The sequence below is a fragment of the Pseudomonas sp. DF11 genome, from assembly GCF_058148565.1.
Genome location: NZ_JBYVYN010000005.1, coordinates 228,910 through 249,532, shown reverse-complemented (window position 1 = coordinate 249,532; position 20,623 = coordinate 228,910). Strand labels below are relative to the sequence as shown.

Here is a 20,623-nt window from a genome sequence, read left to right as displayed (position 1 = left end):
AGTGTCACCTTCAATGAGAATGCGCGGGCACCAGATGAATCTGGTAGGGCTGGAAAATCTTCAGCAACTGACCGTCATCCCGCAGCTTTTGCAGCAACTGTGCGAACGCTTCACTGGAGATGGGCGCTTGCGGTCGGATCAGCGCGTAATGGTGGTAAATCTGATCGATACGTTCCGATACCAGCAATTGCGGGCCGACCTCAGGATTGCGCAACACGTAATCGTTGAGGTACGAACGGGTCACCAGGGCGATATCCGCGCGCCCTCGCAACACCATCAACAAGTTGCTGTCGTGGGAATAGGTCAGCGTGGCGTTGTATTGGCCGGCGAGGAACTTGGGGTCGGCGTTGAATTGGGCGAAGGCGTAGTGATAGCCGCTGAACAGGGCCAGGCGCTTGCCCCTGAGGTCTTCGAAATAACTTTGCTGGCGATCCGGCTGGCGCTGGGAGACGAAGACTTCCGCATCTTCCAGGCCCATGTCTACCGCGGTATGCGGCACATCCTGCCAACCCCATTCGGGGTTTTCGAAAATCGCCATGTCCACCCGGCCCTGCTTGAAATCATTGAACCGGCGCGGGATCGACGTCGGCACCAGCACGAACTGATAGTCGGTTTGCGACTGGTTCAAGGCCTCCACCATTTGCGGCAACAGGCCGGTGTCGGCGCCGTTCTCGGGACGAACGGTATAAGGCGGAAAATGCGCCGCGCCGATCCGCACCAGTTGCGCCGCCTCGATCGGCAACGCCAGGAAAACGGCCAAAGCAGCCAGCAGCAGACGCGAGGTCATCCCCATCGGTGAAAACGTCAAGATAACCCACTCCCCAAAAGTCACCATCAATACAATCAAGCTAGGCGGTTTCAGCCACTTAGCCAGCCACACGATCGTTTAAGGCACTGTTCGATTATTGTTTTTCTTCAAGCACCAGGATCAAGGCCTGCTCGGCCAGCTCATCGAGGCTCAGGCTGCCTTCGGTGCGAAACCAGGTGGTGGTCCAGGATAGCGCTCCCGTGAGGAACCGCCGGGTAATGAACACGTCCCCGCGAATATACCCAGCCTCCTTGGCCTGGCCCAGGACCTCGAGCCACAAGTCTTCATAAATATCACGCAGGGCTAGCACCTGCCGCTGCCCTTGCTCCGATAGCGAACGCCATTCATAAACCAGTACCGCCATGGCCTCGCCGGTACCGCCCATGATCGACTGCAATTCGCAGCGGATCAGCGCCAATACCCGCTCACGCACGCTGTCGGCCTCGGCCAGGGCGGCGCGCATCAAGGCGGTGTTGTAGCGGATGGTTTCTTCCATCACCGCCCGCAGGATCTCATCCTTGCTCTTGAAATGGTGAAAGATGCTGCCCGACTGAATGCCCACGGCACTGGCCAGGTCACGCACTGTGGTGCGCTCGAAGCCTTTGTTGCGAAACAGGTGGGCGGCGGTCTGGAGCAGTTTGCCGCGAGCACTGTCCGGGTCGGTCAGTTGCCCGTTGTCGACCAGCTCACGCATCACGCCCAGGGCTTTTTGCTCGTCCACCCATTCTCTCCTACAGTCGATCAACCAACGCGCGGGCATTGCACACCAAATCATCAGTGGCGCGGGCAATTTAAGCCGAGCGAGCCAACCAAGCAAGCGCTCGGCAGAAGAACCCGCGGTCGTTTACAAACCAAGCGCTTGCTTGGTAGTCTCGAACCACCTTTGCCGGAGGGAACGCCATGCCAAAAACGATCCGTATCGGTTGCGCCAGCGCCTTCTGGGGCGATACCTGTACCGCGGCGGCGCAACTGGTCGAGGGCGGGGCCCTGGATTACCTGGTGTTCGACTATCTGGCCGAGGTGACAATGTCGATCATGGCCGGCGCGCGCCTGAAGGACCCGCTGAGCGGCTACGCCACGGACTTCATCGAGGTCCTCACACCGCTGCTACAGCGTTTGCATGCCGATGGGGTCCGCGTCATCAGCAACGCCGGCGGGGTCAACCCCCAGGCCTGTGCGAAGGCCTTGCTAGCGGCCTGCGACCAGGCGGGCGTGCCGTTGAAGATCGCCGTGCTGCTGGGCGATGACCTGCAACCGCAATTCGAACAACTGGCCGCCCAGGGCATCCGTGAAATGTTCAGCGGCGAGCCCCTGCCGCCGGCGTGCGTCTCCATCAACGCCTACCTCGGCGCACCCGGCATCGTCGAAGCGTTGCGCCTGGGGGCCGACGTCGTGATCACCGGCCGCGTGGTGGACAGCGCCGTGGTCAGCGCCGCCCTGATACATGAGTTCGGCTGGGCCTGGCACGATTACGACAGATTGGCCCAGGCCGCGCTGGCCGGGCATCTGATCGAATGCGGCGCCCAGTGCACAGGCGGCAACTTCACCGACTGGCAGGACGTACCGGATTACGAGCACATCGGCTTTCCCATCGTCGAGGTCAGCGCCGACGGCCAGTTCCTGGTCACCAAGGCCGAAGGCAGCGGCGGCCTGGTCACGCCGTTGACCATCGGCGAGCAGTTGCTCTACGAAATCGGCGACCCGCAAGGCTATCTGCTGCCGGACGTGATCTGTGATTTCAGCCAGGTCAGGTTGGTCCAGCAAGGCAAGCACGCCGTACGGGTCCACGGGGCCAAGGGCCTGCCGCCCACTGACCAGTACAAGGTCTGCGCCACCTGGCTGGACGGCTGGCGCTGCACCGCCACCTGCCTGATCGCCGGCATCGATGCGGTGGCCAAGGCTGGCCGGGTCAGTCAGGCGATCATCAACAAGACTTCGCAAATGTTCGACCAGCGTGGCTGGGCGCCCTACAGCGAAGTGAATGTCGAACTGCTGGGCAGCGAAGCCACTTACGGCCAGCACGGTCGGCGCCGGGACAGTCGTGAGATCGTCATCAAGCTGGCGGTACGGCACCCGGACAAGCAGCCGCTGACGCTGTTTTCCAGGGAAATCGCCCAAGCCGCCACCGGCATGGCGCCAGGGCTGACCGGCCTGGTCGGTGGCCGGCCGACGGTGTCCCCGTTGATTCGCCTGTTCTCGTTCCTGGTCGCCAAAGACACTTGTCGGCCCGAAATTGAATTCGATGGCCAGCGCCACCCTTGTCCCCTGCCCGCTTTCGAAGCGCTGGACACCGCCGACCTGCCGCTCACCCCGGACCTGCCCAAACCCCAAGGCCGGGCCGATGCCAGCGTGCCGCTGGTCAAACTGGCGGTGGCGCGTTCCGGCGACAAGGGCAACCACAGCAACATTGGCGTGATCGCCCGGCATCCCGAATACCTGCCCTGGATCGCCGAAGCGCTGACGCCGCAGGTGCTGGTCGACTGGATGAGCCACGTGCTCGACCCGCGGTTGGGCCGGGTCGAACGCTGGTACCTGCCGGGCACCCACAGTTTGAATTTCCTGCTGGAAAACGCCCTCGGTGGCGGCGGCGTCGCCAGCCTGCGCATCGATCCCCAAGGCAAGGCGTTCGCCCAGCAGTTGCTGGAGATTCAAATACCGGTGCCGCAGCACATTGCAGACCGGGTCAACTAAGGGATGGTCGCCATGGCCCATGTCAGTCACACATGATGAGCAGGTTGAATTGAATCTGTGGCGAGGGGATTTATCCCCGCTGGGCTGCGCAGCAGCCCCCAAAACAGTCAACTCAAACCATTGCACGCATTTAGGGCCGCTTCGCGCCCCAGCGGGGATAAATCCCCTCGCCACAGGGTTCTGCGCTAATCCGCTTGAAAGGAGGCTGCATGCCGATCATCGAATCGCACCTTGACCCGCACAGCGCCGACTTCGCGCGCAACCGCGCGGCGATGCTGGCCGGCGTCGAGCAACTGCGCCAGCTCGAGCAAGCCATGCTGGAGAAGGCCGCCCAGGCCCAGGGCAAGTTCGACCAGCGCGGCCAACTGTTGCCGCGCCAGCGCCTGAACCTGCTGCTCGACCCCGGCGCCCCGTTCCTCGAACTGGCGAGCCTGGCCGGCTACAAACTCCATGACGACAAGGACGGCAGCCAGGCCGGTGGCGGCCTGATCGCCGGGATCGGCTACGTGTCCGGGGTGCGGGTGCTGGTGGTGGCCAACAACAGCGCGATCAAGGGCGGCACCATTTCCCCCAGCGGCCTGCACAAGACCCTGCGCCTGCAACAGATCGCCATGGAAAACAAACTGCCGGTCATTACCCTCGCCGAAAGTGGCGGCGCCAATCTCAATTACGCCGCGCAGATTTTCGTCGAAGGCGCGCGCTGCTTCGCCAATCAGGCGCGGATGTCGGCCATGGGCCTGCCGCAGATCACCGTGGTGCATGGCTCGGCCACCGCGGGCGGTGCCTATCAGCCGGGTCTGTCGGATTACGTGGTGGTGGTGCGCGACAAGGCGCGACTGTTCCTGGCCGGGCCGCCATTGCTCAAGGCCGCGACCGGTGAAGTCGCCACCGAGGAAGAACTGGGCGGCGCACAAATGCATGCGCAAGTGGCGGGCACCGCCGAATACCTGGCCGAGAACGACGCCGACGGCATCCGCCTGGCCCGGGAAATCCTCAGCATACTGCCCTGGAACACACAGCTGCCGCCACAGTCCGAACCACGCTGGGTGGAGCCACGGTATCCAGCCGAAGAACTGCTGGGATTGATTCCCGACGACCCTAAGAAACCCTACGACGTGCGGGAAATCATCGCGCGCATTGCCGATGGCTCGAACTTCCTCGAATTCAAAGGCGAATTCGATTCACAGACCATCTGCGGCCACCTGCACATTCGCGGCCATGCCTGCGGCCTGATCGGCAACAACGGACCGATCACGCCCCAGGGCGCGAGCAAGGCCGCACAGTTCATCCAGTTGTGCGACCAGAGCCGCACGCCGTTGCTGTTTCTGCACAACACCACCGGGTTCATGGTCGGTACCGAGTCGGAACGCCAAGGGGTGATCAAGCACGGCGCCAAGATGATCCAGGCCGTAGCCAATGCCCGGGTGCCCAAGCTGACCGTCGTGGTGGGAGGCTCCTATGGCGCCGGCAATTACGCCATGTGCGGTCGCGGGCTCGACCCGCGCTTCATCTTCGCCTGGCCCAATAGCCGCACCGCCGTGATGGGCGGCGCCCAGGCCGGCAAGGTGCTGCGCATGGTCACCGAGGCTACCCAGCTCAAAAACGGCCTGACCCCGGACCCGAAGATACTGGACCTGCTCGAACAGACCACTGCGCAGAAACTCGACAGCCAGTCCACCGCCCTCTACGGCAGCGCCAACCTGTGGGACGACGGGCTCATCGACCCGCGGGACACCCGCACGCTACTGGGCTATTTGCTGGACATCTGTCACGAGGCCGAGCACCGGCCACTGCAAGCCAACAGCTTCGGCGTGGCCCGTTTCTGAGGACGCTCCACGGCTCACAGGAGACAATAAAATGATCTTCACCCAGGAACACGAAGCACTGCGGCGCACCGTTCGCCAGTTTGTCGAGCACGACATCAACCCTTACGTCGACGAATGGGAGAAGGCCGGGCGTTTCCCCATCCACGAGATTTTCCGCAAGGCCGGCGAGCTGGGCCTGCTGGGCATTTCCAAGCCCCAGGCGTTCGGCGGGATGGGGCTGGACTACAGCTACTCGATCGTCGCGGCCGAGGAATTCGGCACCATTCATTGCGGTGGTGTACCGATGTCCATTGGCGTGCAGACCGACATGTGCACCCCGGCCCTGGCCCGCTTTGGCTCCGATGAACTGCGCGAAGCGTTCCTGCGTCCGGCCATCCGCGGCGAACAGGTAGGCTGCATCGGCGTTTCGGAGGTTGGCGCCGGCTCCGATGTCGCCGGGCTCAAGACCACGGCGCGCAAGGACGGCGACGACTACGTCATCAACGGCAGCAAGATGTGGATCACCAATGCACCGAGCGCCGACTTCATCTGCCTGCTGGCCAACACCTCGGATGACAAGCCCCACGTCAACAAGTCGCTGATCATGGTGCCGATGCGCAGCCCCGGCATCAGCCTCGGCCAGCACCTGGACAAACTCGGCATGCGCAGCTCGGAAACCGCCCAGGTGTTTTTCGATGACGTGCGGGTACCGCAACGCAATCGTATCGGCCAGGAAGGGGCCGGATTCATGATGCAGATGCTGCAGTTCCAGGAGGAACGCCTGTTCGGCGCGGCCAACATGATCAAGGGCCTGGAGCATTGCATCGACAGAACCATCGAGTACTGCAAGGAGCGCAAGACCTTCGGCGCGGCCCTGATCGACAACCAGGTGATCCACTTTCGCCTGGCGGAACTGGCCAGCGAGATCGAATGCCTGCGAGCGCTGGTCTACCAGGCCACCGAGCAGTACATCAACGGCCAGGACGTCACGCGGCTGGCGTCGATGGCCAAGCTCAAGGCCGGGCGCCTGGCCCGGGAAACCACCGACAGTTGCCTGCAATACTGGGGCGGTATGGGCTTCATGTGGGACAACCCGGTGGCCCGGGCCTATCGCGACGTGCGCCTGGTGTCCATCGGCGCCGGTGCGGACGAGATCATGCTGGGGATCATCTGCAAACTCATGGGGATTTTGCCGGGGAAGAAAAAGTGAGCGCCCTGTCTGCTCGGTTGTGGAGTTTCAAAAGCTTCGCGAGCAAGCCCGCTCCCACAGTTGACCGAGATCATCAGGTAGCCCCAGTTCAATGTGGGGGCGGGCTTGCTCGCGAAAGGGCCCGAATAGGCCCCACAAAAACCCAGGAATGACCCCATGCCCACCTTCAGCAAGATCCTCATCGCCAACCGCGGCGAAATCGCCTGCCGGATCCAGCGCACCGCCCAGGCCCTGGGTTATCGCACGGTGGCGGTATTCAGCGAAGCCGACGCCGACGCGCTGCACGTGCGCATGGCCGATGAAGCCGTGCTGATCGGCCCGGCTCCGGTGCAGCAGTCCTACCTCGACCCCTCGGCCATTCTCGATGCAGCCCGACGCTGCGGTGCCGATGCGATCCATCCCGGCTATGGCTTGCTCTCGGAAAATGCCGGCTTCGCCAGCGCCTGCGCCGAGGCGGGTCTCGTGTTCATCGGGCCCAGCCCCGAGGCCATCGACCTGATGGGCAGCAAACGTCGCTCGAAAATCGCCATGATCGAAGCCGGCGTTCCCTGCATCGCCGGTTACCAGGGCGCCGCCCAGGACGATGACACGCTGCAGCGCGAAGCCGGGCGCATCGGCTACCCGTTGATGATCAAGGCCAGCGCCGGTGGCGGAGGCCGAGGGATGCGCCTGGTCCAGCGTGCCGAGGATCTGCTGGAGCAGTTACGCAGCGCGCGCTCGGAGGCTTTGCATGGCTTGGGCAACGACGAGTTGATCCTCGAACAGGCCTTGCTCGATCCGCGTCATGTGGAGGTACAGATTTTCGGCGACCACCACGGCCAACTGATCCACCTGGGCGAACGCGACTGCTCGATCCAGCGTCGCCACCAGAAAATCATCGAGGAAGCGCCCTGCCCGGTCATGACCGCCGACCTGCGCCAGGCCATGGGCGACGCGGCGCTCAAGGCAGGGCGCGCGGTGAGTTACGTCGGTGCCGGGACCGTGGAGTTCTTGCTCGCTGGGGACGGCCGGTTTTACTTCCTGGAGATGAACACGCGCCTGCAGGTCGAACACCCAGTCACCGAGCTGATCACCGACCTGGATCTGGTGGCCTGGCAATTGGACGTCGCCGCCGGCAGGCCCCTGCCCCTGCGCCAGGAGCAGGTGATGCTCAGCGGCCACGCCATGCAAGTGCGGCTGTACGCCGAAGACCCGGCGGCGGATTTCCTGCCCCAGACCGGGCGGCTGACCGGCTGGGAGCCGCCCATGCGGGACGGCGTGCGAGTCGACCATGGCCTGCTGGAGGGCCAGGCCATCACCCCGTTCTACGATTCGATGCTGGGCAAACTCATCGTTCACGGCGTCACCCGCGAGGAGGCCCGGCGCAAATTGTTGCGAGCTGTGGAAGATTGCGTATTGCTTGGCGTCCAGAGCAACCAGCGATTGCTCGCCGCGTTGCTGGCACATCCGCGGTTCATCGACGGCGACTTCGGCACCGGCTTCATCGGGCAGCACTTAGCCAATCACCCGGCGCTCCTGCCCCTTGAGCCCTCGGCCGAACAGCTCGCCATCGCCGCGGCGGCGTTTTATCAAGCCTCGCAGGCACGCCATGCCCCTGGCCTGGGCGGATGGCGCAACAACATCGGCGCGGCGCTGCACTACCGGATCGGCGTTGGGGAGCACGACTGGGTGCTGAGCCTGCTGGCCGAAACCGACGGGAGGCTCAGCATCCAAAGTGCCGGGCACTTGATTGAACTGAGACTGCTCGACGTTGACCCACATGGCGCAACGCTGGTCATCGACGGGGTTCGCCGCCGGCATGCGTGGCGCCTCGATGGCAACGATCTTTGGCTGTCTACCCGCCCCGGTGGCCTGCACTTGCAAGACCGGACCCATGCGCCCATCGCCGCCAAGGCCAGAGCCAACGACGGGACGCTCGAGGCGCCAATGGACGGCGCCATCGTCGAGCTGCTGGTCAGTGAAGGCAGCACGGTGCGCCAAGGCCAATTGCTGATGGTGCTTGAGGCGATGAAAATGGAGCACCCGCTCAAGGCTGGCATCGACGGCGTGGTCAGGCAATTGCAGGTCACGCGCGGTGACCAGGTGAAAAACCGTCAGGTTTTGTTGCGTGTCGAAACAGGCCACTAGTCGGATGCCGAGGGTTTGACTACGCTCAAACCCATCAGCACGCCGACACCGGGAACCCTGCGATGCCTCACTGGCTGGTGATTGATCTGGAGGCCACCACCGATGAAGGTGGCTGGCCGGTAACCGAAATGGAAATTATCGAAATCGGCGCCACGCTGGTGAATCGTGACGGTCGCGAGGTGGATCACTTCCAGCGCTTCGTGCGGCCCTTGAGACGCCCGCTGCTGACGCCTTTCTGTCGCGAACTGACCCACATCACCCAGGCCAATATCGACGGTGCCGCGCCCTTGACCGAGGTATGGCCGGCATTCGAGCGCTGGCTGGCGCCGTATCATCCGAAGCTGGAAAGCTGGGTCAGTTGGGGTGATTACGACCGCAAGCAACTGCTTCAGGAATGGCAGCGCCAGCAATTGCACAGTGTCCTCGGCCAAGTGCCGCACATGAACCTCAAGCAACGCTTCGCCAAGGTCCGTCGGCTGGAACGACCGCTGGGGCTCAATGGCGCGTTGCAACTGGCTGGCCTGCAGTTCTGCGGTCAACAGCACCGTGCGCTGGAAGATGCCCGCAATACCGCACGATTATTGCCCCTGGTGCTTCCCGGTTGAGCGGCAACCACCTACCGGCCGGCAGATGACGAATCTTGAAGCCTTGTGCATACTGGCCAGCCTTTTTCAGCCCCTTTTTCGAGGAATCGCCCATGTTTAAAGTCAACGAGTACTTCGACGGCACCGTCAAGTCGATCGCTTTTGGCACTGCCGAAGGCCCTGCGACCATCGGCGTCATGGCACCGGGCGAATATGAGTTCGGCACGGCCCAACGTGAAATCATGCACGTCGTCTCCGGCGCCCTGACCGTGAAGCTGCCTGACAGCACCGACTGGGAAACCTACGAGGCCGGCAGCCAGTTCAATGTACCGGCCAACAGCAAGTTCCAGCTCAAAGTGGCCGTCGACACCGCCTACCTGTGTGAATACCGCGGCTGATTCGGCAGATAACCCTGTGGCGAGGGGATTTAGCGAAACGTCGCACCGCCCCGCTGGGGTGCGCAGCAGCCCCAAGACCTGCCGCCTCGGTGTGTCAGGCTGATTATGCTGAGCCTTGTTGGGGCTGCTTCGCACCCCAGCGGGGATAAATCCCCTCGCCACAAAAGCCCTGGCATGGCATTGGGGTAATGAAAAAATGCCCGTGTCCAACGACACGGGCATTTTTGTTCACGGATCTTTTTATTCCAGCACTTCAACCGGCATGCCGACTTCAAGCCGACCGGCGCTGTCGTTGACCAGGTTCTGGCCGAACATCGCACCGTCCGGTGTCGAACGATATTGCTGCAACGTGGCAAAGGGTTCGCGATTCGGATCGCGCTCGCCGGTCTGCGGATCGACCGTGGTCATGATGCAACGCGAGCAAGGCTTGACCAGGCGCAATTCCACCTCGCCGATACGAATGCGCTTCCAGCCGTCCTCGGCAAACGCCTCGCTGCCCTCGACCACCAGGTTGGGGCGAAAGCGCAGCATTTCCAGCGGGCGACCGACCCGGCTCGACAGGTCCTGCAAGGACGCCTGGCCAATCAGCAGCAGCGGGAAACCATCGGCAAAGGCGACCTTGTCGTCATCCTTGCCATAACCGGCTGCCGTGGTGCGCGCCAGTTCCACAGGCACGTGCACCAACCGGGTAGGATTGCCGATGAACTCGCTGACCCAGGCCGCGGCCTCGTCACCGGCATCCGGCACACGCAAAGTGTCACGCCAGATGATCACCCCGCGCCGCTGCTCCTCCAGGACCGGCGGCAGCGGCACATCGATAGCGCCATGGCCCGGCGCACTGAGCGTCAGGCCGCCAGCCTCGTTCCACAGGGCCGAGAGCTGGCTCATCTTCGCCACGGCGCGCTGGGTCAGGAAACGACCGGTGCCTTCATCCACCAGCATCCAGCGCCGGTCACCGTCCAGGCCGAGCTTGTCCAGGCCGATCCCTTGCAAGGGCTGGCCCTTGCCGGACTTCAACGGATACCGATACAGCGCGCTCAGCCGCAACATGGTCAACTTCCCTGGTGGCGAAAAAATGCCACCTTATACGAGCCGGCCATTGAAGCAAACCACCATCAACTTCAGTCGAGCATCAGTCGTTGACGCACCACATCGACCAGCTTGTCCGGCTGGAATTTGGAGAGGAAATTGTCGCAACCGACCTTCTTGACCATCGAATCGTTGAAGCTGCCGGACAGCGAGGTGTGCAGTACCACATAGAGCCCACGCAAACGCGGGTCGTTGCGGATTTCGGTGGTCAGGCGGTAGCCGTCCATTTCCGGCATTTCCGCGTCGGTGAAGATCATCAGCAATTTATCGGTCATCACCTCGCCGCTATCGGCCCAGGCCTTGAGCATGTTCAGCGCTTTCAGGCCGTCGCTGGCGATGTGCATTTTCACGCCCAGTTGACCCAAGGTATCGCGCAGTTGCGAGAGCGCGACGTTGGAGTCATCCACCAGCAACACTTCGCGGCCACGGGCACGCTCCAGCACCGGGTCTTCGAGTTTGTCCCGGGAGACCTTGGCGTTGTATGGCACGATCTCGGCCAGGACTTTTTCCACGTCGATGATTTCCACCAACTGATCGTCCACCTTGCTGATGGCCGTCAGGTAGTGCTCGCGACCAGCGCTGGTCGGCGGTGGCAGGATGGCTTCCCAGTTCATGTTGACGATGCGGTCGACACCGCCCACCAGGAATGCCTGAACCGAGCGGTTGTATTCGGTCACGATAATGGTGCTGTTTGGACCCGGCACCAGCGGGCGCATACCAATGGCCTGGGACAGGTCGATCACCGGCAACGTCTGGCCCCGTAGATTGACCACACCGCACACGAACGGGTGGCGCTGCGGCATCAGGGTCAGCTTCGGCAGTTGCAGGACTTCCTGGACCTTGAACACGTTAATGGCGAACAACTGTCGCCCCGCAAGGCGGAACATGAGAATTTCCAGGCGATTCTCACCCACCAGTTGGGTTCGCTGATCTACTGTGTCGAGAATGCCGGCCATCGATGACTCCTGGGCTTGTTCGGATGAATCCAATAAAAGAGATATCGGCCGCACGAACCGAATCTTGACCCCGGATAAAATACGAGCGCGAGGCATTGATGTCACATTAACATCATGCTTTACTGGCTTCATGATTTCACCTGCAATTTCCCCAGCCGCGCGACCCTGGTTTGCGTGCAAAGTTCCCCTGCCTAAGGGATTCCCCTAGGCACAATCAGGTCCAACCTGATATTCCCGTTATCCAATAGCCATTAATGTGACGCCATTCTCATTGCTGAACGGAGTCAGGCTTTTGTGCGCGACCACAGGACATCGGACCTGCAGCCTCTCGGCCGATCCCACCCGTGCAATCGTTAGCGAATTTGCCTTCGCTGAGCGGCCCGGGCATGTCGCCGTGCGTCCATCCGCGGTCGTCCTTGAGATCCAGCCGTTCGCCGTACGCGGTTTTCTTTCGCCTGACATGATGTTGTGGAGATAAGCATGCCGAACGATCGTAGAGACTGGAGTCAGCGTCTTCCCGAGCTTCTGATCGAGGCCGAGACGCTGTTGGCCAAGTCGGAGGAATGCCTGAGCCATCTGCAATTGATCAACAACGACAAGGACGCCATCGATTGCATGCTCAGCACCTTGCTGAAACTGTCGAACAAGGCCAATGCCCTGGCGCTGGAAGCCGTTTCGGAGTTTTCACTGCATATCCATGGCTTGCTCAGCCACGCGCAAAACCACATGCAGTTGCATGACCAGGCCCTGGACGCCCTGAAGGATTGCCTCACCCTGATGGCCTGGCAATTGGAACTGGTCGATCACACCACCGGCCAGTTGAGCCTGGACGACAGCGAACAGACCTCGTTGATCGAGGCATTTGCCTTCCAGGTAGGCCAGAGTCCTGGCCAGGCATTGGCGGCGTCACGTCCGCTGGCGTTGGTACCCTACTCCCAGAAACAAGCCTGATACGATGATGCCGGCTCAGTGCGGTGTGCCTGGTCCATAGCGCTTTCGTCGCGCCATGCCGAGCGCGACCAACGAAATATGAAGTGGTACTATCTCCCGCGTCAGCCACTTCAAGACAGCGCCGTAAAGACCGCCAACCGAAGCAGCCCTCGACCTGAAACGTTTACCCGACCCGGCCTGTCAGATGCGCTGACCGGCCAGCCCGCAGCGAACATTCATTGGCTCCATCCGCTATGCACGCCAGCCTCAAGTCATTTATCACCTGGCCTCCCTCCCGAGAAAACGCCCGCCGCTTCACATTATTGTTGTGCATCTGCTCGACCCTCGGCTGCCTGGTGACCTACCTGTACGCTCATACGGTGCCGTTGAGCTTGCTGGCACTGAATGTCGCGGCAATGACCTGTGTCTGGATCCACCATCGATTGTCGCGCAAATCCATCAAGTTCCAGCCGCAGGAACTGGCCGAGCGGTTGCTCGAGGTCCAGGAAAACGAGCGCCATCGGCTCAGCCGCGAACTACACGACGACATTGGCCAGTTGCTGACTGCGGCGAAACTGCAAGGCGAATGGCTCAAGCGCCGGGTACCGGAAGAACTGCAAGGCCAGTGCGAGCTCCTGTGCGAGACCCTGGACGAAACCCTCAACAAGGTCCGCGATGTATCGGCGATCCTCAACCCCAGGGAACTGGCCAGCCTCGGGCTTGAAGCCAGCCTGCGGGCGCATTTGCTCAAGACCCTGGCCAATGCCCCGGTAAAATGGAGCCTCGATTGCCAACAGCGCATGACAGGCATCCCCGAGGAGATGTCGGTCGCGGTGTTCCGGATCACCCAGGAGGCGGTCACCAACATCTTGCGCCATGCCCGGGCGACGAATCTGCTGGTACGCTTGCAACGCCTGCCCGACGGCCTGACCCTGCTGATCAGCGACGACGGCCAGGGGTTTGTCCCGGCCACCCACCCCGCTCGTGAAGGTCAACGGGGCATGGCCGGCATGTCGGAGCGGGTCGAACAATTGGGCGGCACCCTCAAGGTCATCAGCGAGGCCGGCAAAGGCACGCACATCGAAGCACGCTTTCCCTGGGCGCCGCGTGCCCTGGAACGAGCCAGTAAGAATAAGGTTCTCCTTTGATTTGTAATTTGCTTCTGGTAGATGACCACTCCCTGATCAGGGCTGGCGTACGCGCGCTGGTCACGGACATCCCGGGCTATGCCGTGATCGGCGAAGCCAATGACGGCACGCAATTGGTGGAATTGGTAGAGCGGCTGAACCCCGACATCGTGCTGCTGGACATTTCCATGAAGGACACCAGCGGCCTGGATGCCTTGCAACAGCTCAAGCGGGTGCGTCCCCATAGCAAGGTGCTGATCCTGTCCATGCATACGGATCCAGCACTGATCATGCAGGCGCTGGAATCCGGAGCCCATGGCTACCTGCTCAAGGACACCACCGCCAATGAGCTCAAACACGCCCTGGAGGCGCTGCGCAACAACGAACGCTACCTGAGCCCGGCCATCGCCCATACCGTGATCAACCAGGCACTGATCCGCGTCCAGAAGCAGCAGCCGGACCCCGCCCAGGCCCATAACCTGACGGCACGCCAACTGGAAATACTGCGGCTGATCGTGCGTGGCAAGTCCACCCGGGAAATTGCCAACGGCCTGAACCTGAGCATCAAGACCGTCGAAACCCACCGGGCGCAAATCATGAAGCGCCTGCAGATCCATGACGTGGCCGGCCTCGTGCTGTTCGCCGTGCGCGAAAAAATCATCAGCCTGGACGATTGAGCGCCGCCGCAGCGCCCAACAGCGGCGAATCGGACGGCAGGTGCACGCGCAGAGCCTTCGGGCGGACAGTGAAGCGCAGGGTGTCCACCTGCAACGGCTCGCCATCGAGATTGATATCCAGGCCTTGGGCGACCTTGATCTCCACCCATGGCAAGCGCGCGCGGACAAACATGTTATCGATGCCCAGGCCTCCCGCCAGCAAGTCCTTCAACGTACTGACCACTTCCTGAGGCGCCGGCAGGATGCTGATGTCCAGCAACCCATCATCGGCCAAGGCCTGCGGGCACAGCACATGACCGCCCCCCGCCTGCCGGCCATTGCCGATACCCAGCGCGAGCAAATCGCCTCGCCAGTGAAAATCGGGACCCTGCAACTCGCCATAGGCGGCACTCAGTTCACTGAATCGCGATAGGCCGGTGAACAGGTAGGCCGCGCCCCCCAGGACTTTCTTGAGATCCTCGGAAGTGTTCGCCGTCACTTGGCTGCCGAAACCGCCGGTGGCCATGTTCAGGAAAATCCGGCCGCAGACCTCGCCCACATCCACGGCCTGCGGCGCAACGTCGAGCAAATCCAGGGCCTGCGCAGGTTCCAACGGAACACCGGCGGCCCGGGCGAAATCGTTGGCAGTGCCCAGCGGCAGCAATACCAGGCTGGCCTCGCTCGACTTGAGGACGATCGCTTCGGCGATATCACGCAAGGTCCCATCACCGCCGCCGGCGATCAGTCGCGTATAACCGGCTTCCAGCGCCTCATCGACGCATCGTTGGGCGTCACCGGCCTCCCAGGTCAACCGTACTGCCAGCTCCCAACCCTGCTCGCGCTTGAGCATCACTGCCGTGCGAACCTCTTCGTTGAGCGCTTGCTTGCCATGCAAAATCAACAGCGCCTTGCCTTTGCTCATCGTTGTCTCCGTCATTGGAAGGTTCAGGAAATGGGACCACTCATTCGACCGAAAAAGCCTCGACGCACCTCAATTTATTAAAAAAGCAGGAAGTCTTGCTCCGGGAGAACACCCGTTGGGCAACTTGCCCCTGTCGGTACGCCTTGATTCGAAGAGTTTTCTTACAAGACCTGGCGAATCCGCTCAATTGACCCTCTAGCGGTATTGAGACACCTTGGCCTTCTGTTTTGCTGGAACGCTAAAACCTCATCACATAAGGAAGCACTTACCCATGGATGGATACATCACGGCTCGCCGGGGCCGGCTCAGTCGTTCGAACAGTTATGGCCAAGGGGATGAACCGTCCCATGCATAACCGTGAATACAAGCTGCTGCCCCGGCAGCGCGCACCCCTCGGGAGCGGGCAGGCCGATACTCGAAACGAATGCAAAAGTTGCAGTAATCCCGTTGGAGGAATTGATTTGGAACCGCGCGTCGTTGAACTGGAAACCCACCTCAAATACATCCGCAAAGACATGGATGAAATTCGCACCGACGTAAAGGTGATCCGCCACAGGCTGGCCTATTCGGCTGGCGCCGCAGCGGTGGTGCTCGGTCTGTTGGGCTGGATTGCCAACAATCGATTCGATCAGCTGGTGATGCTGCTCACGCGCTGAAGGTGAGGTGCATGAAGGCCCGGGTATCCGACTCGGGCCGGAGAACAGCTGCCATAGTGCTAGCCCAGGACTTCGCTCAAGGGAATGAAGCCCACTTCATCGCCCTCAACCAATGTCCGCCCCTCGAGTACTTCGACCAGGCCCTCGGCCCAGGCCGCGCTGCGCAGGACTCCCGAGCTTTGATTGCGGTAGATGATCGCTCGACCATTCTCCATGCGACCTCGCAAATACTCTCGTCGACTGCCCGCCTTCGGCCAGGCGAAACCGGCCGGCACCTTGAACTTGAGCGGCGCCACCGACTGGACGCCTTGGCGCCTTAGCAGGTAGGGCCTTGCCAGCAGGGCGAAAGTCACGAGGGTCGAGGCTGGGTTTCCAGGCAGACCTATGACTGGCACGCCACGGTAATGCCCGAACGTCAGCGGCTTACCCGGCTTGATGGCGAGCTTCCAAAGCGCCAACTCACCGTCCTCGCGCAAGGCGATGCCCAGGAAGTCCGCCTCTCCCACCGATACCCCGCCGGTGGACAGGATCAGATCGACATCCGACAACTGCGCCAGGCGCTCGCGGGTGGCCGATAAATCGTCGGGCAGAATACCCGCGTCAACCACTTCACAGCCCAGGCGCTGCAGCCAGCCACACAGCAGCACGCGGTTGCTGTTATAGATCTGGCCTGGGCCCAGCGCCTGACCGGGTTCGACCAGCTCATCCCCCGTGGACAAGACTGCGACACGGACCTTGCGCACCACTTCCAGCGATGCACAGCCCAAGGATGCCGCCAGCCCCAGCTCGATCGGCCCCAAGCGAGTGCCGGCAGCAAGAACCTGCTCCCCAACGGTAGTCTCCTGTCCCTGGGGGCGAATGTTCTGTCCGCTGACCATGGGCTCGGTAAACCGCACGCGCTGGTCGCTTTCAACCACAGCGTTTTCTTGCATCTCGACGCAATCGGCGCCGGCCGGGACTGGCGCCCCCGTGAAGATCCGCGCACATGTGCCAGCGGCCAGCGGTTCCGGTGCCTGCCCGGCAAAAACCCGCTGGCTGACCCTCAACGGCTCGCCATTCCAGTCAGCCAGCCGCAAGGCATAGCCGTCCATGGCGCTGTTGGGCCATGGCGGCAAATCAAGGGTCGATATCAGATCTTCGGCAAGCACTCGCCCTGGCGTCGCAGCCAAAGGCAAATGCTCGCGTTCGACAATCGGTGTGGCCGCCGCCATCTCGAGTAGTCGCTCCAACGCAACCTCAACGGCCATCAAGGCACCGCCCTTGCCCGGTTTACCCACGGGATTCACAAGGAGCCGCCTGTTTCAAATGAGCCACGAAGTTGCACGGCCGATGCCGCACATCCAGCTGTTCAGCCAGGATGCCATCCCATCCGGTACGCACCGCGTTGGTCGAACCCGGCAGGCAACACACCAGCGTGCCATTGGCCAGGCCCGCCAACGCGCGGGACTGCACGGTGGAAGTGCCAATGTCGGCCACGGATATCTGCCGGAACAGCTCGCCGAAACCATCGACCTGCTTGTCCAACAGGCACGTGACGGCTTCCGGCGTGCTGTCACGCCCCGTGAAGCCGGTGCCACCGGTGATCAGCACCACCTGCACCACGTCCTCGGCAATCCAGGTCGCGACTTGCGCACGGATCTTGTACAAATCATCTTTGAGCAGGACTCGCGCCGCCAGGTTGTGGCCGGCCGCCGTGAGTCGATCGACGAAGACCTGCCCGGACGTATCGGTTTCCAGGGTACGGGTATCACTGACAGTCAGCACCGCGATATTGAGCGGCACGAAAGGTACATCAGCCTTGGCTTTCATAGGCTCGTCCAGTTGTGGAGGAAACAGCCCGGTGTTATATCACAGCGCTTCATTTTTTCGCCCGTGCGGAGACACGCCATGACCACGAACACGTCACTGCCCTCTTGCTCCATCTTGCTCTTGGCGGGCGGACGCGGGCAACGCATGGGCGGCCAAGACAAAGGCCTGGTGCAGTGGCAGGGCGAACCGCTGATTGCCCATCTCCATCGCAAGACCCGCGCCATGAGCGATGACCTGATCATCTCCTGCAACCGCAATCCGCAACGTTATGCGATGTATGCCGATCAGTTGGTGCATGACGAGGAAGGTGACTTCCCCGGGCCGCTGGCGGGTATCCGGGCAGGCCTCAAGGCAGCGAGACATCCGTATCTGCTGGTGCTGCCATGCGACGTACCGCAAATCGACGCAAGCCTGCTCGACAACATGCGCAAGATGGCCAGCCAGCACCCCGACAAACCACTGATGGTGCGGCACGGCGAGCACTGGGAGCCGCTGCTGTGCGTCATTCCGCTGGTCCTGGCAGAAAGCTTCGAACACGCCTGGAGCGAAGGCGAACGCAGCCCCGGCCGAATCATGCGCGCACTGCACGCCGTTGCATTGCAATGCCCGGCCGACGATCCCCGGCTGGCCAATCTGAACACGCCGGAGTTACTGGCCCAACATAAAGGCGTGTCAGATTGACACTAGCCAGGAACTTGCGCGCGATGTATACGTCTGAAGGTCAGTAACTTGAAGAATCCATTTCGGAGAAACACCATGATACAACGGACCCTCGCCACGTTCATGCTCGCTCTGGGCCTCGCCACCCTTGCCGGGTGCGCATCGCCTACAGTGATCACCTTGAATGACGGTCGCGAAATCCAGGCCGTCGATACCCCACATTACGATGAAGAAAGCGGCTTCTACGAATTTGAGCAACTGGATGGCAAGCAGACTCGCGTGAACAAGGATCAGGTTCGTACCGTTAAGGATTTGTAATCTGTAACGTTGCTGCCCCGATGTTGCTGGAAAAACCGGCGCTTCCTGAAGAGGGAAGCGCCGGTTTTTTTTGGGGCTTGGGGCTTGGGTGTATATCCGTTGCTGCGGTAACGGCCACTTAGGGTTCCGCCCTTACGGCGGCCGTCAGGGCGAAACCGCCAGCGGCCGTTACCTAAATAACGGATATACACACCATACCCTGAACAAAAAAACTACCACTGCAACGAAATACCGCTCTCGAACACCCGCTCCTGCCCCGTAACCGGATCAACAAAACGCAACCCCTGAGCCAGCAGCTTAAGCGGATTGGCGTAATCATCCTCAACATCCCGAAGCACATCAGGATAAAACGGATCGTTGCAGATCCCCGCCCCCAGGGCATTCATGTGAACCCGCAACTGATGCTTCTTGCCCGTAACCGGATACAAGCCATACCGCCACAGCTCGCCATTGCGTTCCAGCACTTCGATGGCCGTTTCGGTATTGGGCTCGCCCGGCCCTTCCTGCATCCGGAAGAACGGCTCGCCATCGACCATCCGGCTTTTATGCACCCGGGGAAAGGTCAATCCAGGCAATGCGCGGGCAATGGCCTGGTAGCGTTTCTCGATCCGTCGCGTCGGGAATAACGACTGATACGCCGAACGGGTGTGCGGGTTGGCCGAAAACAACACCAGCCCGGCCGTATGCCGGTCGATGCGATGCAAGGGCACCAGATGCGGATTGTCCAGCCGCCGGATCAGCCGTCGCAACAAGGTTTGCTCGACGTATTCACCCGCTGGGGTGACAGGCAGGAAATGTGGTTTATCCGCCACCACCAGGTGCTCGTCGACATACAGGATCGACTCCACCACCGGGATCGGCTTCTCGTCGGGCACTTCACGGAAGTAGTGGATGCGCAGGCCTTCGCGGTACGGCAAATCGACTGGGATGGCCTTGCCCTCCCCATCCAATACCCGGCCCCGGGCGATCCGGTCCAGCCACTGCTCGCGACTGATAGCGCTGAAATGCTCGCACAGACACTCCAGCACCGTCGGCCAGGAACCGGGCGGCAGATACAGCGTACTGGCCTGATGATGAGCGGCGGAAAACGATGGACCGGACATTGAAGACTCTTAGGCATTTTTGCAGGGCGGCATTATCCGACAGTCGCACCAACCAGCCCAGCGATGATTGCTTTACGCCGTGACTGACGTCGATTTCGCCGCCGCTTCGGTGAACTCCTTCAACCAGCGCAGCACCTCCACCGCCTCCCAGCGACCCGGATCGTACAGCGCGTAGAGCAAGCCCTGGTAACCCACCACATCCAATTGCTTGTGATAGCCGGCACGCTGGAACAACGCTTCGATCTCGGCGAAGCAGGTGTTGAAATGCAGTTTATTGAACGGTGTCTTGCCTTCGGTCACCAAGCCATCCAGGCGCAGCTCCAGGACGGCCTCACGCACAACGTCCGCGGACATCCTGTTTACGCTGCTTTTCAGTTGTTCGACATTGACCAAGGGGGAGCACTCCAGATAGCTGTATGCACATACAGTAACCGAAGCACGCTACTTTCGCCAACCGCCGTCTCAGGAACCGACGGACGAACCGCTCAACGGAGGAAGGTCACGATCTGTTCGGCCTCGAAGGGCCATTCCAGCTCGGCACCGGTATCCAGCCTGCGCAGCACGGGGATACGCAACGCATAATCGTCCACCCAGTCTTCACGCTCTGAAATGTCCACCAGCTCCACCATCAATCCATGTTCGACGAAAGGCATCAGCACCCCTTCTGCAACTTCACATAGATGACACCCCAGGGTGCCGAACAGCTGGCATTCAGGAAGCATGGCGGGTAGACCCAAAAAAGATAGACGGTCATTCTAGGCCGGCCCCGGGAAA

At 61.5% G+C, this 20,623-nt stretch carries 22 protein-coding genes; 12 read left to right on the top strand and 10 right to left on the bottom strand.

Annotated features, from left to right (window positions below; translation table 11 throughout):
- Positions 1 to 10: 10 nt before the first annotated feature.
- Together AC30D9_RS17230 and AC30D9_RS17225 are read right to left on the bottom strand one after the other, a co-directional pair.
- Positions 11 to 787: a substrate-binding periplasmic protein gene (locus AC30D9_RS17230; RefSeq protein ID WP_167659382.1), complete on the bottom strand. Its 777-nt coding sequence runs from the start codon at positions 785 to 787 to the stop codon at positions 11 to 13.
- Between the two features lie 115 nt (positions 788 to 902).
- Entirely contained in the window at positions 903 to 1,529 is a 627-nt protein-coding gene (locus AC30D9_RS17225) for a TetR/AcrR family transcriptional regulator (RefSeq protein WP_116831802.1), read from the bottom strand.
- Positions 1,530 to 1,708: 179 nt separating this feature from the next.
- Between AC30D9_RS17225 and AC30D9_RS17220 the strand changes: the two genes are divergently transcribed.
- The 6 genes from AC30D9_RS17220 (at position 1,709) to ppnP (ending at position 9,623) form a co-directional block, all read left to right on the top strand.
- Positions 1,709 to 3,499 carry an acyclic terpene utilization AtuA family protein gene (locus AC30D9_RS17220; protein WP_134923412.1) on the top strand — a complete coding sequence of 597 codons (1,791 nt, stop codon included), beginning with the start codon at positions 1,709 to 1,711 and terminating at the stop codon, positions 3,497 to 3,499.
- Positions 3,500 to 3,708: 209 nt separating this feature from the next.
- Positions 3,709 to 5,325 carry a geranyl-CoA carboxylase subunit beta gene (atuC, locus tag AC30D9_RS17215; protein WP_307571439.1) on the top strand — a complete coding sequence of 539 codons (1,617 nt, stop codon included), beginning with the start codon at positions 3,709 to 3,711 and terminating at the stop codon, positions 5,323 to 5,325.
- A gap of 31 nt (positions 5,326 to 5,356) precedes the next feature.
- A complete protein-coding gene (gene atuD / locus AC30D9_RS17210; protein ID WP_307571440.1) occupies positions 5,357 to 6,514 on the top strand; it encodes a citronellyl-CoA dehydrogenase in 1,158 nt (385 codons plus the stop codon).
- 156 nt (positions 6,515 to 6,670) lie between these two features.
- Positions 6,671 to 8,641, top strand: a complete 1,971-nt coding sequence (locus tag AC30D9_RS17205) for an acetyl/propionyl/methylcrotonyl-CoA carboxylase subunit alpha (RefSeq protein ID WP_490144440.1) — start codon at positions 6,671 to 6,673, stop codon at positions 8,639 to 8,641.
- 62 nt (positions 8,642 to 8,703) lie between these two features.
- Positions 8,704 to 9,246: a 3'-5' exonuclease gene (locus AC30D9_RS17200; RefSeq protein WP_134923408.1), complete on the top strand. Its 543-nt coding sequence runs from the start codon at positions 8,704 to 8,706 to the stop codon at positions 9,244 to 9,246.
- A 92-nt stretch (positions 9,247 to 9,338) separates the two neighbouring features.
- Positions 9,339 to 9,623: a pyrimidine/purine nucleoside phosphorylase gene (ppnP, locus tag AC30D9_RS17195; protein WP_109751480.1), complete on the top strand. Its 285-nt coding sequence runs from the start codon at positions 9,339 to 9,341 to the stop codon at positions 9,621 to 9,623.
- Positions 9,624 to 9,863: 240 nt separating this feature from the next.
- Here ppnP and AC30D9_RS17190 read toward each other — a convergent pair whose 3' ends face one another.
- Positions 9,864 to 10,673, bottom strand: coding sequence for an MOSC domain-containing protein (locus AC30D9_RS17190; protein ID WP_490144439.1), 810 nt, complete (start codon positions 10,671 to 10,673; stop codon positions 9,864 to 9,866).
- A 71-nt stretch (positions 10,674 to 10,744) separates the two neighbouring features.
- Positions 10,745 to 11,668 carry a chemotaxis protein CheV gene (locus AC30D9_RS17185; protein ID WP_039588994.1) on the bottom strand — a complete coding sequence of 308 codons (924 nt, stop codon included), beginning with the start codon at positions 11,666 to 11,668 and terminating at the stop codon, positions 10,745 to 10,747.
- A 480-nt stretch (positions 11,669 to 12,148) separates the two neighbouring features.
- On the opposite strand from AC30D9_RS17185, the gene AC30D9_RS17180 reads away from it, so the two are divergent.
- The 3 genes from AC30D9_RS17180 (at position 12,149) to AC30D9_RS17170 (ending at position 14,402) form a co-directional block, all read left to right on the top strand.
- Positions 12,149 to 12,619, top strand: coding sequence for a hypothetical protein (locus AC30D9_RS17180; protein ID WP_134923406.1), 471 nt, complete (start codon positions 12,149 to 12,151; stop codon positions 12,617 to 12,619).
- Between the two features lie 233 nt (positions 12,620 to 12,852).
- Positions 12,853 to 13,746, top strand: a complete 894-nt coding sequence (locus tag AC30D9_RS17175; protein ID WP_134926595.1) for a sensor histidine kinase — start codon at positions 12,853 to 12,855, stop codon at positions 13,744 to 13,746.
- Complete coding sequence (locus tag AC30D9_RS17170; protein ID WP_134923405.1) at positions 13,743 to 14,402, top strand: response regulator; 660 nt, start codon at positions 13,743 to 13,745, stop codon at positions 14,400 to 14,402. Before AC30D9_RS17175 ends, AC30D9_RS17170 begins: the two co-directional genes overlap by 4 nt.
- On the opposite strand, the gene yegS is transcribed toward AC30D9_RS17170, so the two are convergent.
- Positions 14,386 to 15,303, bottom strand: coding sequence for a lipid kinase YegS (gene yegS, locus AC30D9_RS17165; RefSeq protein WP_307571443.1), 918 nt, complete (start codon positions 15,301 to 15,303; stop codon positions 14,386 to 14,388). The two genes, AC30D9_RS17170 and yegS, sit on opposite strands and share 17 nt — an antisense overlap.
- Before the next feature lie 347 nt (positions 15,304 to 15,650).
- On the opposite strand from yegS, the gene AC30D9_RS17160 reads away from it, so the two are divergent.
- Positions 15,651 to 15,959, top strand: coding sequence for a hypothetical protein (locus AC30D9_RS17160; RefSeq protein ID WP_245150903.1), 309 nt, complete (start codon positions 15,651 to 15,653; stop codon positions 15,957 to 15,959).
- Between the two features lie 59 nt (positions 15,960 to 16,018).
- Here AC30D9_RS17160 and AC30D9_RS17155 read toward each other — a convergent pair whose 3' ends face one another.
- Together AC30D9_RS17155 and moaB are read right to left on the bottom strand one after the other, a co-directional pair.
- Entirely contained in the window at positions 16,019 to 17,206 is a 1,188-nt protein-coding gene (locus AC30D9_RS17155) for a molybdopterin molybdotransferase MoeA (RefSeq protein WP_307571632.1), read from the bottom strand.
- A gap of 22 nt (positions 17,207 to 17,228) precedes the next feature.
- Positions 17,229 to 17,768 (bottom strand): molybdenum cofactor biosynthesis protein B, encoded by a 540-nt coding sequence (gene moaB, locus AC30D9_RS17150; protein ID WP_053120541.1) that lies wholly within the window; start codon positions 17,766 to 17,768, stop codon positions 17,229 to 17,231.
- Positions 17,769 to 17,846: 78 nt separating this feature from the next.
- Between moaB and mobA the strand changes: the two genes are divergently transcribed.
- Both mobA and AC30D9_RS17140 read left to right on the top strand, forming a co-directional pair.
- Positions 17,847 to 18,449 carry a molybdenum cofactor guanylyltransferase MobA gene (gene mobA, locus AC30D9_RS17145; RefSeq protein ID WP_134923402.1) on the top strand — a complete coding sequence of 201 codons (603 nt, stop codon included), beginning with the start codon at positions 17,847 to 17,849 and terminating at the stop codon, positions 18,447 to 18,449.
- A 75-nt stretch (positions 18,450 to 18,524) separates the two neighbouring features.
- Positions 18,525 to 18,746, top strand: coding sequence for a YgdI/YgdR family lipoprotein (locus AC30D9_RS17140; RefSeq protein WP_092197592.1), 222 nt, complete (start codon positions 18,525 to 18,527; stop codon positions 18,744 to 18,746).
- A 212-nt stretch (positions 18,747 to 18,958) separates the two neighbouring features.
- On the opposite strand, the gene AC30D9_RS17135 is transcribed toward AC30D9_RS17140, so the two are convergent.
- The 3 genes from AC30D9_RS17135 to AC30D9_RS17125 form a co-directional block, all read right to left on the bottom strand.
- Positions 18,959 to 19,849, bottom strand: a complete 891-nt coding sequence (locus tag AC30D9_RS17135; protein WP_490144438.1) for a pseudouridine synthase — start codon at positions 19,847 to 19,849, stop codon at positions 18,959 to 18,961.
- Positions 19,850 to 19,921: 72 nt separating this feature from the next.
- The gene (locus AC30D9_RS17130; RefSeq protein WP_003199451.1) at positions 19,922 to 20,242 is read right to left on the bottom strand and encodes a hypothetical protein; all 321 of its coding nucleotides are present in this window, start codon (positions 20,240 to 20,242) and stop codon (positions 19,922 to 19,924) included.
- 92 nt (positions 20,243 to 20,334) lie between these two features.
- The gene (locus tag AC30D9_RS17125) at positions 20,335 to 20,571 is read right to left on the bottom strand and encodes a glutaredoxin family protein (RefSeq protein WP_134923400.1); all 237 of its coding nucleotides are present in this window, start codon (positions 20,569 to 20,571) and stop codon (positions 20,335 to 20,337) included.
- Between the last annotated feature and the right edge of the window lie 52 nt (positions 20,572 to 20,623).